Raw genomic sequence first — 12,972 nt, forward strand, 5'->3', positions numbered from 1 at the left:
TAAACATATCTCAAGTTCGGAGGATTCTTTTATGGATATTAGACAACTTAAATATTTTATGGCTATCGCTGAGGAAGGGCAGATTACTTCCGCGGCCAGAAAGCTGCAAATGGCCCAGCCTCCGCTCAGTCAGCAGCTTAAGCTGCTTGAGGAAGAACTAGGCGTCAAGCTTGTAGATCGAGGTCCGCGCAGTGTGCAGCTTACCGAAGCAGGAGCCATTTTACGTGATCGGGCTCAACAAATTCTGGAGCTGGCTGATTCCACTGCCCGAGAGCTCAATGATTTTGTCAAAGGCTTAAAAGGAACGCTCGCCATTGGTACGGTGTCTTCCTCAGGAGCGACCCTGCTCCAAGATCGACTTTGTGAGTTCCACAAAACGTATAAAGGCGTTAAATTTGAAATCCATGAAGGGAATACCTTCAGAATCATCGACCTTTTGAACAAGGGTATTGTCGAGATTGGCATTGTTCGGACACCCTTTAATGCTACAAATTTAGAATGTCTTTACACACAGGCTGAGCCTATGATTGCCGTAATGACTCCAGAGTATGACTGGAAAACAGATGAAAACTTCATTGAGATCGGTGAGTTAAAAGATAAGCCGCTCATTATCTACCGCCGTTTTGAGCAGCTTATCCGGGAAACCTGTCTTGAGAACGGCTTTGATCCGCTAATTTTCTGCATGAATGATGATGCGCGAACAACACTGCTCTGGGCAAACGCTGGTCTTGGCATTGGAATCATCCCCAAATCCGCTTTCGAATTAACGAGTAATCGTAATTTGATCTATAAAGAAATCAGTAGTGAGTCGCTTCGCACGCGAGTCGCCGCCGTCTGGATCAAGGATAAATACTTATCATCATTGGCTTCAAAGTTTATTGAGAGCTTCAAGAATGGTTAATTCACTTGTTGTTGAATGAGCCTATCCTCTTCTTCTTTAATACGACTAATATCAATCCGTTCAAACAACAATTGTAAATCAGTTATCTGTTGATAAGGGGGAACTGCGCAGGGCTGCCAATTCGGTTGTTCAAGCGATAAGAACCCCCTGATCTTCTCACAAGAAAAAGGTAGAAACGGATGCAGCAAACTTGCCAAATTAGCGATAATCTGAACGCAAGTAAATATTGTAGAATCACAGGCTTCCCGATCCTCTTTTACCTGAATCCAAGGCTTTTGCCGATCAAAATACTGATTTGCCTTACGTACATAAGAAAAAATATACTCCAGCGCATCCTTTAAATCTCCCGCTTCAATTAGGCGCCCTGACTCCAGATACAAGAGGTCAATATTGTCCCTCCACCCCTTATCTAATTCTCCCTTCGGCACTTTCCCTTCATAAAACTTATCCACAAAAGCCAATGAACGATTCACAAAGTTACCAAATGCTCCAAGCAGCTCACCATTATGACTATAAATAAACTCTCTCCAGGAAAAATCCGTATCCCGCTTCTCAGGCCCGTTGGCAATTAAAAAATAACGAATAGAGTCAGGATGATACCGTTCTAGAATATCAGGTACCCAGACCGCCCAATTACGGCTAGTGGAGAACTTCTGCCCTTCAAGGGTTAAATATTCGCTAGATATAATCCGGTCCGGTAAATGTAACTCTTTTGCTCCTAATAAGACGGCTGGCCATATCAAGGTATGAAAAGGAATATTGTCTTTACCATGTACATAATAAGCGGTAATATCCTCATTTTTCTCTGACCAAAATTCCTCCCAGCTCCCCCCAGATTGTATGGCCCACTGCTTGCTGGCTGATAAATAACCACTTACCGCCTCAATCCAGACATAAATCTTCTTATCTTCAAATCCAGCTACAGGAACATCTACACCCCAAGATAAGTCTCTGGTTACTGCCCGATCCTGAAGCTCCTCCTTTAAATATCGTTTGGTCAGTTTTATTGCATTTTCTCTCCAGTGTACTGCTTCGTCTACATAATCAGTTAATTCAGATTGAAATTTAGATAAGCTAAGATAAAAATGTTCTGTCGGCCGTTCTGTCGGTGTATTCCCACATAATTTACAGACTCTGTCCAATAAATCGGCAGGGTCTAGAATCGTAGAACAATAATCGCATTGATCTCCACGCGCCCGCTGTCCACATACCGGACAAGTGTCTTCCACATATCTGTCTGGCAAAAATCGCTGGTCTACCTCGCAGTAACATTGCGCAATGGTTTTTTTATATAAATGACCATTCTCTAGCAGCTTCGCAAACAACTCTTGCACGACCTTATGATGCTGCTGTTAATCCGTTCGAGTATATAGATCATAACTAAATCCCAGCTCTTCAAAACACTTCAGAAACTCTTCGTGGTATCGACTTGCAAAAGCTTCGGGTGTGATCCCTTCATTAGCAGCCTGAACCGCTACAGGTGTGCCATGACAATCGCTGCCTGACACATATAAAACGTTATCCCCCTTGCTGCGAAAATAGCGTGCCAGCACATCCCCAGGCAACACACTTGATAATCTTCCAAGATGTAAAGATCCATTCGCATACGGCCAAGCTCCGCCTATAAACACATTACTCATTAACCTTCTCCTCCTTTTTTTAGACAACAAAAAACTCCCATCCACAAAGGACGAGAGTTCTACTCACGTGTTACCACCTAATTTTATAAATGCCTCATGACATTTACCTCTTCAGGTACGACGTTAATAAACGTTTATACCCTAGCACTATAACGGATGCAGGTTCCGGCGCAGCCTACAACCCAAAAGGTTTCGATGCGCAGCTCTGAGACCATATTCCCAAGGTTTTTCTTTACTCCTTTTCAGCGAACGGAGCTCTCTGTAAAAAGAATTGCCGTGGTACTCTTTCTCTTCTTTGCTTTTACATATTCAAGTTACAGGAAATAATACTCAATTTGTTGTTTATTGTCACTGCGAAACATCAAGCTCACTGTAACTTTTCCAGTTAATTTCCGTCTTTTATATAAATAAGTTACAAGGAGGTCCCTCAGTGAAAAAAGTAAATTTACTTGTACTCTCTGTTCTTTTACTAGCAGGAGTATGGGGTTGTTCCGATAATAAAGTTAATTCTGTTCCCAAAAGTGAACCCTATACTTCCAAAGAAGCCATCAGTAGGGGAGATATTGTTTCATTTAAAAAAGTGTACAACCTAGATAAATTCGAGCAATTTATAACTAATCTCTCCAGCAAAAAAGCAGACAATATACGCGTTACAAGTTACACAGATGAGGGTGATCCCATATTTAAGGATTTGAAGTTTGATGGCAGTATAATTAATTATAGCTATGATACTTCTAATGATGAATTTGGTGGGAGCAACAAAGGTTTCAGAACCGATACTTGCTCCGAAGTGACGAGTAAAAAAAGCACACAAGGTGAAATTATCTATTCGATCAGCGGTTGCACAAATAATGACTCTGAAATTGATTACTACCTTTTTCGCACAACAGAATGAAATACTGAAATAAAAAAGACCACCCAATCATAATACAATTGGATGGTCTCTGTACTTCATATTATTTCATGATTTTGCAAATATCATTGGTGAATTGAACAGGATCACTAACCTGTAGACCTTCAATCAACAGGGCTTGGTTGTACAGCAGGTTCGTGTATAAACCGAGCTTTTCTTTGTCGTTCTCTGCTGCCGCCTTCAAGGACTGGAATACTTCGTGATGGATGTTGATTTCGAGTACCTTGTCCGCTTGAACCTCTTGGCCATTCGGCATCGATTTCAAGATTTTTTCCATCTCGATGGTCAGTTCGCCTTCAGCAGAGAGACATACCGGATGAGTCTTCAAACGTTTGGAAGCTTTAACATTTTTCACTTTGCCGGACAGGATGTCCTTCATCGCTTCAAAAAGCTCCTTGTTTTCGTTCTCTTCCGCTTCCGTTGGCTTGTCCGCTTCGTCAGCTTCAATACCAAGATCTCCGCTGGATACAGACTTAAATTCTTTTTCCTTATAAGACATGATCATCTTGATTGCAAATTCATCAATATCATCAGTGAAGTAGAGAATTTCAAATCCTTTATCCGAAACAAGCTCAGTTTGCGGGAGTTTCTCGATTCTGTCGATTGACTCTCCGGAAGCATAGTAGATATACTTCTGATCTTCTGGCATTCTAGACACATATTCGTCCAGCGTTACCAGCTTTTTCTCCTTGGAGGAGTAGAACATCAGCAGATCTTGAAGGGTATCTTTGTGCATACCATAATCGTTGTACACACCAAACTTAAGCTGTCTGCCAAAAGCATTATAGAACTGCTCGTACTTCTCTCTTTCATCCTTCAGCAAGCTTTGCAGTTGGCTCTTCACTTTGTTCTTAATGTTCTTAGCAATCAGAGTCAGCTGACGGTCATGCTGGAGCATCTCTCTGGAGATGTTCAAGGAAAGATCCTCTGAATCCACCATACCTTTTACAAAGCTGAAGTAATCAGGCAAGAGATCCGCACATTTGTTCATGATCAACACACCGTTGGAATACAGCTCAAGACCTTTTTCATATTCCTTTGTGTAATAGTCAAACGGTGTATTTTCTGGGATGAACAAAATCGCATTGTACACTACAGCACCATCGGCACTGATATGAATATGTTTAAGCGGCTTGTCGAAGCCGTAACGCTTCTCTGCATAGAAGTTATCGTAATCTTCCGTAGTCAGCTCGCTTTTGTTCTTACGCCAGATTGGCACCATGCTGTTCACGGTTTGTTCTTGAATAACTTCTTCGAACTCGTTCTCCGTACCTTCTTTTGGCTTTGACTCCTTCACGTCCATTTTGATTGGGAAACGGATGAAGTCGGAGTATTTTTTAATGATGGATTTCAGGCGGTATTCTTCCAAATATTCATCATATTGATCTTCTTCAGTATTGTCTTTAATTTTCAAAATTACATCAGTACCCACAGAATCCTTCTCGACAGACTCGATAGTATAGCCGTCAGCGCCCTTAGACTCCCATTTAAAGGCTTCCTCGCTGCCTAGAGCCTTACTGATCACCGTTACATCATCTGCCACCATAAAAGCAGCATAGAAGCCAACACCGAACTGTCCGATGATATTATGACCATCTTTAGCTTCATTCTCTTTCTTAAAAGCAAGAGATCCGCTCTTCGCGATCGTTCCCAGGTTATTCTCCAGTTCCTCTTGCGTCATACCGATACCAGTATCGGAGATCGTCAGAGTTCTGTTCGCCTTATCGGCAGTCACTTTAATATAATAATCTTCTTTATTGAAGACCAGGCTTTCGTCAGATAATGCTTTGTAATAGATCTTATCAATCGCATCACTTGCATTGGAAATTAGCTCGCGCAGGAAAATTTCCCGTTGTGTATAAATGGAGTTAATCATCATTTCCAGCAATCTTTTCGATTCGGCTTTAAACTCTTTTTTGGCCATGAATAAATAGATCTCCTTTCAAAATAAACATCTTGTCCAACATTTCGTGATTAGCACTCTTGTTAGATGAGTGCTAATTCTTCTTTTTATATAACATAAACTGATTTTGAATGTCAATATTTACAGTGACTTTCTTTAAAGAATGCTATCTTTTACATACAAATTTAAGATTTTATTGATCATTAATGACCCACTTGCGCGTAGGCTGATTCTATGTTTTAAATAGACTAGACGCATAAATTCCAAATAAAGGGTTATCATTATCAGACCTAGGAGGAATTCGAATGAATAAACAAGCACAGTCCATTGTAAATCCCATAGCAAAAAGCCCCGTAAAAAACCTTATTGGCAGTGTATTTATTCCCGTAAACGATATTGAAAAAGCCCGTAGCTGGTATTGCCATGTCCTAGGACTCCAGGAAGCAGATCATCCGATTATGAACGGTCATTTATGCCCGTTAACTATGCAAGGAAGCACTGGGATCATTCTGGACACCATGCCCATGTGGGGAGGTTTAGAGCCTGAAGGGGCTCCTCCAATTCAAACACCTGCTCTTATGCTTATAACCGATGATTTGCAAGCCTCTTTCAACTATATGAAGGAGCTCGGTGTAGAGATAGTAACCGAAATTCAAGATCAACAATGGTTTGTGGTGAAAGACCCTGATGGGAATAAACTAATGATTTGCAAGTAACATTTGCGTTAGAAATTGCAATGGCTGAGACTTCCACTTCTTAGGATGCATCAAAAGCTGCAGATCGAAGTGAATTTCTGGATGCGCGAAGGACAGCTCGGCCAAGTTACCCCGCTCAATTTCTTCCTCTGCAACAATTTTCGGGAGTAATGCAATCCCTAAACCATTCATAACACATCGTTTTATCGCTTCTAGATTCGAAAGCTCAAAACCAATGCGGAATATAATCCCGTGCTCTTTTAACAAGTTCTCGAACAGACTCCGGTAAATACAGCTCTCTTCAGAAACAATTAATTCACAGTTATTTAGATCCTGTAGCGTTACCGTTTCCATCTGGGCAAGAGGATGATTAACGGGGGCTATCAAGACGAGCGGTTCATCTCTAATGATCGTACGATCCAGCAAAGAATCCGTTGTGGTACGATCGAGCATCAGACCGATGTCTACTTCCCCATCTTTTATTTTGGCCACAAGGTTAGCTTCCTGCATCGTTTGTAGATGGATATCAAGTTTCGGGAATTTCGTCCTCAACTGCTGTAAGTAGGGTGGCAAGTAGAATGCAGCTAAAGAATCAATCGTACCAATCGTTAGCGTACCTCCTATTTGCTGGGCAATGGTTTCTTTTGAACGGTCATACAGATCCAAAATCTCCACGAATAGCTTCAAAAGCTCTTCACCAGGCGGGGTTAGACGCAGCACTCGACCATGCCTTTCTATTAAAGGCACTCCGTATTCCTTCTCTATCTTCTGTATTTGCATCGTAACACTCGACTGCGCGTAACCTAGCTCTTCAGCAGCCCGTGTAAAGCTCTGACGTTTAGCCACCTCGCGGAATGTTCGTAAATAGGTTAAATCCATAACCTCACCCTAACATCAATATTTTTGATGATACACATCATTTATTATAGCTAACGACGATGCAACATTCCATGGTAAAGTGTATGTAGAGGAATTAAAATATTATGGAGGCCGATAATTTATGCTTACAGAACAACAGATTTATGGAATTTATGTCCCCGTGGTCACCCCGTTCAATGCTGCTGGTGAAGTCGATTTGGATTCGTATCAGCGTTATGTAAAGAACATTATTAACAACAGCATACAAGGTCTGGTCGTTAATGGAACCACCGGTGAATCGCCAACTGTAACCGTAAATGAAATGCAGCTTCTAGTAAACACTTCTCGTGAGCTTTTACAATCTACATCTATCCCCTTAGTAGTCGGTACAGGAACCAATGACACAGCTTCTACGGTAGCACGTACAGAGATCGCAGCTAACCTTGGTGCTGATTGCGCGCTAGTAGTCGTCCCTTATTATAGTCGTCCTTCGCAAGAAGGCATCATTGCCCATTTCCGTAAAGCAGCAGAAGTAGGCATTCCAATCATGGCTTATGACATTCCAAGTCGTACGGGTACTGCTATGACCGTAGATACTGCACGTACAATCCTAGAAATGAATAATGTTGTCGGATTAAAAGACTGTTCGGGCAGCACCAAATTGGTTACTGAGCTAGTTCGTACGGGTACCAAACCGGTGCTCGGCGGCGACGATTCACTCTTTTACGAAATGCTTAGCTGCGGAGCAACTGGAGGTATGCTTGCTACTGCGAACGTTTATCCAGCAGAATGTATCCGTATATACGAAGCTTTCAAATCCGGTCAATTAGACTTAGCTAAAGAAAACTTTGAACAACTGCTGCCGATCATCCGCCTCTTGTTCAAGGAATCGAATCCCGCTCCAATCAAATGGATGCTTAACCAGAATGGCCTAATCGATTCGGATACGCTTCGCCTCCCTATGACTTCCATCAGCACAGCGCTTCAACAAGAGCTTGGTTCTTATGTTCAGGACAACGCGATTGAAGCCACCGCATAAGAGAATATAACAGCCGTTATACAGTGAGGAACTGTTTAGCGGCTGTTTTTTTGCCTCTCTCCATTTTAAAGGTGACGAATACATCTTTATCTGTGTCAAAAACTATACCCTCTCTTGAATTCACCTTATCATCAAATAACAAAAAAACCATCAGATATACTCTGACGGTTTTGAGATCTTATTATGATAAACGTCCAGCTTTCAAAACAACTTATCTGCTGCTCGTTTGTCTTCCTTTAGTGAACCACTCGGACTTTGGCTTTAATGGAGGGTTAGACTTTGGCTTTGCTTTGGCAGGTTTAGATGCCGCTGGTTTTGAAGCTGCTGGTTTAGCTGATGACGGTTTACCAGATGACGGTCTGGAATTCGCTGGTCTTGAACCTGACGGTTTCGAAGATCGTTCTGTCTTCATCTGCGTTTTACGAGACATCGGATACGGGTGATCCTTCACCTCTGGAATCGATTTCCCGATCAATTTCTCGATATCTTTAAGGAACGGAAGCTCTTCAGATTCGCAAAAAGAAATTGCAGTTCCACTCAGCCCCGCTCTGCCCGTACGTCCGATTCGGTGCACATAAGTTTCTGGAATATTCGGCAAGTTGAAGTTGATTACATGAGACAGCTCATCGATATCAATTCCGCGCGCGGCGATATCCGTAGCGACTAGAACGCGGGTTGCACCACTTTTAAAATTCCGCAATGCATTCTGACGATCATTCTGTGATTTATTGCCGTGAATGGCTTGTGCAGAAATGTTCACCTTCGCTAGGTCACGTGTAACACGGTCAGCACCACGTTTGGTCCGAGTAAACACTAGAGCAGAGACAATCGATTTATCCTGTAACAAAAGATTCAATTGATTCTGTTTATTTCCGTTTTCTAATAAATAGATCGATTGTTCGATTCTATCCGCAGTAGAAGATACGGGGGTGATTTCTACTTTCACTGGGTTCACAAGCAAGGTTTTGATCAATTTTGAGATCTCAGTAGGCATCGTTGCAGAGAAGAATAATGTTTGTTTCTTCGTAGGCATTTTAGCGATGATTCGTTTCACATCATGGATAAAGCCCATATCTAGCATACGGTCAGCTTCATCCAAGACAAGAATTTGGACATGCTGCAAATCCACACGTTTTTGATTGATCAGGTCGATAAGTCTACCAGGTGTAGCTATTAGAATATCAGCACCTTGATTCAGGGCACGCTCTTGCACTTTCTGTGATACACCGCCAACGATGGCAGCAGAGCGGATATCTGTATATTGGCTATACGCTTTTATGTTATCAGCAATTTGGATCGCTAGTTCTCTTGTTGGTGTTAAGATCAGCGAGCGAATGCGTCGCACATTGTTTGTTTTGTTGGAATTGGTTTGTTCGCTTAATAATTGAATAATAGGTACAGAAAATGCAGCTGTCTTTCCTGTTCCCGTTTGAGCACATCCAAGTAAATCTCTGCCAGCTAATACGGCTGGGATCGATTGTTCCTGTATAGGTGTAGGTGATGTATAGTTTTCTTTGGTTAAAGCCTTTAAAATCGCAGGCATAATATTCAGTTCGTTAAATGTCATTCTAGTCTCCTTAATTTCTAATACATATATTCTTTACATTAAATCCATTTTTCACGTCATAAACAATAATCATAACATAATTAGTCACATAATAATAGATATTCTTTATCATCACACCAATTTTCATTAAAAATCCATTTCAGGATACGATCCACTTTGCTATTCAAACAGTTTAAACATCTGCCAGTTTAACTAGCGTATCAGCCACATAACGGTTCTAAGCACACAACAAAAAAAGCGGAGGATTTCTCCCCCGCTTCCTATGATTGTTATGAAGACTAGTCTACGATTTCAGCAGTGTCGCCATTGTTGGCACCAGCAGCATTAGCTTCGTCAGTATCAATATGCATATCAAGTTTGAAGCTGTCGGATACACGAGCAATTACGTTCTCCAATACAAGACCGCGGTCGCCACCGAGACGAACTTTAAGCAATTGCTTATCCGCAATGCCCCAAGCTTCAGCTTCGGAAGTGTGGAAGTGAATGTGACGAGCTGCGATAATAACGCCTTGTTCTAATTCAACTTCACCAGCAGGTCCTTTTAGCGTAATACCAGGTGTTCCTTCAATATTTCCAGATTCGCGAACTGGAGCTTTCACGCCAAGTGCGAAGGAGTCAGTACGGGAAATTTCCAATTGGGAAGCCGGACGAGCAGGTCCCAAGATTCTTACTTTGTCAAATTTACCTTTGCTACCGATAACTGCTACTTGTTCATTTGCTGCAAATTGTCCTGGTTGGGAAAGTGGTTTGAACTCAGTTAATTGATATCCTGGGCCAAACAGAGCCTCCACGTGCTCTTGCGTAAGGTGAATATGTCTAGCCGACACACCTACGGGTACAGTCTTACTCATTGTAAAGTCACTCCTTGTATTTTCTCTAGTATCTGTACAAGCCATTAACCATTATACATCTTATTTCACCAAAATAAAAAGGGCTGCATCATAACGAAGGCCCTTTTTTCGACAATTTATGTTTTTTGGACAAGATTGTCATGGTTTAGACACCTGAGAGGGCAAGTTTACGCTTAAAAAAGATGTCGCATTCTCATACATCCAGCCTTTTACAGTATCCTCAGGATAATAACGAAGCAGTTGTTCTATAAGATCAGGGTATTTTCCCGGATGCTCCAACTTCTCAACCCAAGTATCAATGCCATCAAAATCTGAGCCAAACATCAGATGCTTCTCTCCGCCGAGACTGCATACCTGTTCAATATGCTTTAACAAATCATCCATACGAGCCTTTCCATGATCACATACAAACCACGGATAAAAGGTCAGCCCCATTCTCCCGTCCATCGCAATTAGAGCTTTTATCTGTTCATCTTTCAAATTTCTAACGTGACCGCAAATGGCTGCGGCATTCGAATGAGAAGCTATAAACGGACGAGAGCTTAAATCTGCCAGTTCCCAAAACCCTGCTTGCGACAAATGCGACACATCCAGCAGCATTCCACTGTGGTTGCACCATTCTACCAGCTTTCTCCCTTTCTCCGTAAATCCACCATTACGCTTCTCTAGCACACCATCTGCTGCCCAATTCGCATAATTCCAAGTGACACCTAGAAACCGCACTCCAAGTTCGAAACAGAGCTGAGCATAAAACAAGTTCCCTTCTAAGCCGTCTACGCCCTCCAGAGAGAGCATTGCTTGAGGAGGTGCTCCAACTAATCGATTCTCCACTTCCTCCTTCCAGCGTAACCACTGAAGCCCATCTGTGCTCACTATCTTTTGCCTAAAGAGATCAATTTGTCCTAAAACATGTTCAAAGCTAGGTTTACCTCTCGTAGCTGAAAGATATATCGCAAAACATTGCAACTCCACTCCGCCAGATGCCAACCGTTCTGCAGTAACATCTAATCGAGGGTCATTGTCGAAATTAATATCCGGAGAGGCTTGCATTTTGCTTAGCACATCACAATGAAAATCTGCTACCTTAAACTTTTCAGCTCTCATTTAGCACCCCCACCTCCTCACAGTTCCAGCCGTACATTTTACTTCTAAGTGCCTATTTCAGATATTATGCAGAAAAACTCCTGACTATAAATCAAAAGCAAAAAACCTGTTTACAATAGTAAACAGGTTCATTCATTCTATAGGTCTATTATCTGGGTTCAACAATCAGTTTAATCGCGGTTCGATCTTCTCCATCAATCACTATATCAGTGAAGGCAGGAATGCAGATCAAATCAACTCCGCTTGGTGCAACAAATCCCCGGGCAATGGCAACTGCTTTGACTGCTTGATTCAGTGCTCCAGCTCCAATAGCTTGTAATTCTGCCGATCCACGTTCACGAAGAACACCCGCTAATGCGCCGGCGACGGAATTTGGATTGGATTTAGCTGATACTTTTAATACATCCATAGTAAGTACCTCCCCTGGGAAAATAATGGTGTTCTTCCACTACTTTAGATGTTATTCGCGAGAGAAGAAATAATTCCTTCTTTTTACGGACCACGTCTTCCAAAAACGGTATAAAAGATACTCTTTTACGATATAAAAAATATCACACTTTACCCTTACTCAGCGAAATTACCCGGATTAAACGATACTCTGTTCTACGTTTAGCTCATAACCCATTCATCTTCACGCAACCGTATCTTCTCCAGACGAGTTGCCGCACCAGTAGTTTCATCTAATTCTGCAAATAAACCGTGAAGCTGCCACTTACCTTCATCGACAACAAATCGTGCTGGAAGCTGAGTTGTGAACTTGTAAAGTACTGCATCTCTTTCCATACCCAGAATACCTTCGCTTGAACCAACCATACCCGCATCGGTTAAATACGCAGTTCCTCCTGGCAAAATCACATCATCGTTAGTCTGAACATGCGTATGTGTCCCAACAACAATCGATGCGCGGCCATCCATGAAATACCCCATAGCGATTTTCTCAGAGGTTACCTCTGCATGGAAATCAACGAGAATACATTTATGATCTCTACGAAGCTCTTCAACAATTTCTTCCCCAACACGGAAAGGACAATCAATAGCAGGTAAAAACGTCCGGCCTTGTAAATTTACTATAGCCAGTTCTTTACCATTACCTTTAACAACGGTATACCCTCTTCCCGGTGTTCCTGGCGGAAAGTTAGCAGGACGAATAATCCGAGCCTCATCATCGATGAACTCAAAAATATCTTTGTTGTCCCATGTGTGATTCCCCATAGTTATTCCGTGAACGCCCCAGTTAAAAAACTCATTAGCGATCGCCTTAGTGATCCCTCTACCGGCAGCAGAATTTTCACCATTAACAATAATGATATGTGGCTGATATTTACTTTTTAGAGAGGGTAACATCTCACGAAGAGCCTTTCTGCCAACATTTCCAACGATATCTCCAATAAATAGTACTTTAATGATTCTCTCCTCCTAATCTTAAACGCTATATCTAATGGATAAGAGCTCATATTCAAAAGAAAAAAGGCCCCGCTTAGGGGCCAATTCTCAACAAATA

11 protein-coding genes, 1 pseudogene and 1 other annotated feature are annotated in these 12,972 nt (G+C 41.9%); of the genes and pseudogenes, 4 read left to right on the plus strand and 8 right to left on the minus strand.

Annotation, left to right across the window (positions count from 1 at the left end):
* The first annotated feature begins 31 nt into the window (after positions 1-31).
* Positions 32-901, plus strand: coding sequence for a LysR family transcriptional regulator (locus ACN6MV_RS18700; protein ID WP_419884616.1), 870 nt, complete (start codon positions 32-34; stop codon positions 899-901).
* Here ACN6MV_RS18700 and metG read toward each other — a convergent pair.
* A pseudogene (metG, locus tag ACN6MV_RS18705) lies at positions 898-2,541 on the minus strand (methionine--tRNA ligase). The gene ACN6MV_RS18700 and the pseudogene metG overlap by 4 nt on opposite strands.
* Before the next feature lie 43 nt (positions 2,542-2,584).
* Positions 2,585-2,846: a binding site (T-box leader), on the minus strand.
* Positions 2,847-2,971: 125 nt separating this feature from the next.
* On the opposite strand from metG, the gene ACN6MV_RS18710 reads away from it, so the two are divergent.
* Positions 2,972-3,436: a DUF4362 domain-containing protein gene (locus ACN6MV_RS18710; protein ID WP_419884617.1), complete on the plus strand. Its 465-nt coding sequence runs from the start codon at positions 2,972-2,974 to the stop codon at positions 3,434-3,436.
* Between the two features lie 61 nt (positions 3,437-3,497).
* On the opposite strand, the gene htpG is transcribed toward ACN6MV_RS18710, so the two are convergent.
* Positions 3,498-5,378, minus strand: coding sequence for a molecular chaperone HtpG (gene htpG, locus ACN6MV_RS18715; RefSeq protein ID WP_042128788.1), 1,881 nt, complete (start codon positions 5,376-5,378; stop codon positions 3,498-3,500).
* Positions 5,379-5,662: 284 nt separating this feature from the next.
* Between htpG and ACN6MV_RS18720 the strand changes: the two genes are divergently transcribed.
* On the plus strand, positions 5,663-6,073 hold the full coding sequence (locus tag ACN6MV_RS18720; RefSeq protein ID WP_076119583.1) for a VOC family protein: 411 nt from the start codon (positions 5,663-5,665) through the stop codon (positions 6,071-6,073).
* On the opposite strand, the gene ACN6MV_RS18725 is transcribed toward ACN6MV_RS18720, so the two are convergent.
* The gene (locus ACN6MV_RS18725; protein ID WP_076119582.1) at positions 6,056-6,931 is read right to left on the minus strand and encodes a LysR family transcriptional regulator; all 876 of its coding nucleotides are present in this window, start codon (positions 6,929-6,931) and stop codon (positions 6,056-6,058) included. The two genes, ACN6MV_RS18720 and ACN6MV_RS18725, sit on opposite strands and share 18 nt — an antisense overlap.
* A 121-nt stretch (positions 6,932-7,052) precedes the next feature.
* On the opposite strand from ACN6MV_RS18725, the gene dapA reads away from it, so the two are divergent.
* Positions 7,053-7,949 (plus strand): 4-hydroxy-tetrahydrodipicolinate synthase, encoded by an 897-nt coding sequence (gene dapA / locus ACN6MV_RS18730; protein WP_042128793.1) that lies wholly within the window; start codon positions 7,053-7,055, stop codon positions 7,947-7,949.
* A 211-nt stretch (positions 7,950-8,160) separates the two neighbouring features.
* Here dapA and ACN6MV_RS18735 read toward each other — a convergent pair whose 3' ends face one another.
* The 5 genes from ACN6MV_RS18735 to ACN6MV_RS18755 all read right to left on the minus strand — a co-directional run bounded on the left by ACN6MV_RS18735 (position 8,161) and on the right by ACN6MV_RS18755 (position 12,875).
* Positions 8,161-9,516, minus strand: coding sequence for a DEAD/DEAH box helicase (locus tag ACN6MV_RS18735; protein ID WP_042128795.1), 1,356 nt, complete (start codon positions 9,514-9,516; stop codon positions 8,161-8,163).
* A 278-nt stretch (positions 9,517-9,794) separates the two neighbouring features.
* Positions 9,795-10,367 (minus strand): phosphate propanoyltransferase, encoded by a 573-nt coding sequence (gene pduL / locus ACN6MV_RS18740; RefSeq protein WP_042128797.1) that lies wholly within the window; start codon positions 10,365-10,367, stop codon positions 9,795-9,797.
* Positions 10,368-10,505: 138 nt separating this feature from the next.
* Positions 10,506-11,471 (minus strand): dipeptidase, encoded by a 966-nt coding sequence (locus tag ACN6MV_RS18745; protein WP_375103279.1) that lies wholly within the window; start codon positions 11,469-11,471, stop codon positions 10,506-10,508.
* Positions 11,472-11,619: 148 nt separating this feature from the next.
* Positions 11,620-11,880 (minus strand): stage V sporulation protein S, encoded by a 261-nt coding sequence (locus ACN6MV_RS18750; protein WP_019910496.1) that lies wholly within the window; start codon positions 11,878-11,880, stop codon positions 11,620-11,622.
* Between the two features lie 200 nt (positions 11,881-12,080).
* Complete coding sequence (locus ACN6MV_RS18755) at positions 12,081-12,875, minus strand: TIGR00282 family metallophosphoesterase (protein WP_042128805.1); 795 nt, start codon at positions 12,873-12,875, stop codon at positions 12,081-12,083.
* Positions 12,876-12,972 lie beyond the last annotated feature (97 nt).

Source organism: Paenibacillus sp. B-A-8, from assembly GCF_048572915.1.
GTDB lineage: Bacteria > Bacillota > Bacilli > Paenibacillales > Paenibacillaceae > Paenibacillus_AQ.

Excerpts from the sequence above, each read along its gene's own strand:
- ACN6MV_RS18700 (WP_419884616.1), top strand. The coding sequence starts at position 32 with ATGGATATTAGACAACTTAAATATTTTATGGCTATCGCTGAGGAAGGG.
- pduL (WP_042128797.1), bottom strand. The coding sequence starts at position 10,367 with ATGAGTAAGACTGTACCCGTAGGTGTGTCGGCTAGACATATTCACCTT.
- dapA (WP_042128793.1), top strand. The coding sequence starts at position 7,053 with ATGCTTACAGAACAACAGATTTATGGAATTTATGTCCCCGTGGTCACC.
- ACN6MV_RS18720 (WP_076119583.1), top strand. The coding sequence starts at position 5,663 with ATGAATAAACAAGCACAGTCCATTGTAAATCCCATAGCAAAAAGCCCC.
- htpG (WP_042128788.1), bottom strand. The coding sequence starts at position 5,378 with ATGGCCAAAAAAGAGTTTAAAGCCGAATCGAAAAGATTGCTGGAAATG.
- ACN6MV_RS18745 (WP_375103279.1), bottom strand. The coding sequence starts at position 11,471 with ATGAGAGCTGAAAAGTTTAAGGTAGCAGATTTTCATTGTGATGTGCTA.
- ACN6MV_RS18725 (WP_076119582.1), bottom strand. The coding sequence starts at position 6,931 with ATGGATTTAACCTATTTACGAACATTCCGCGAGGTGGCTAAACGTCAG.
- ACN6MV_RS18735 (WP_042128795.1), bottom strand. The coding sequence starts at position 9,516 with ATGACATTTAACGAACTGAATATTATGCCTGCGATTTTAAAGGCTTTA.
- ACN6MV_RS18750 (WP_019910496.1), bottom strand. The coding sequence starts at position 11,880 with ATGGATGTATTAAAAGTATCAGCTAAATCCAATCCAAATTCCGTCGCC.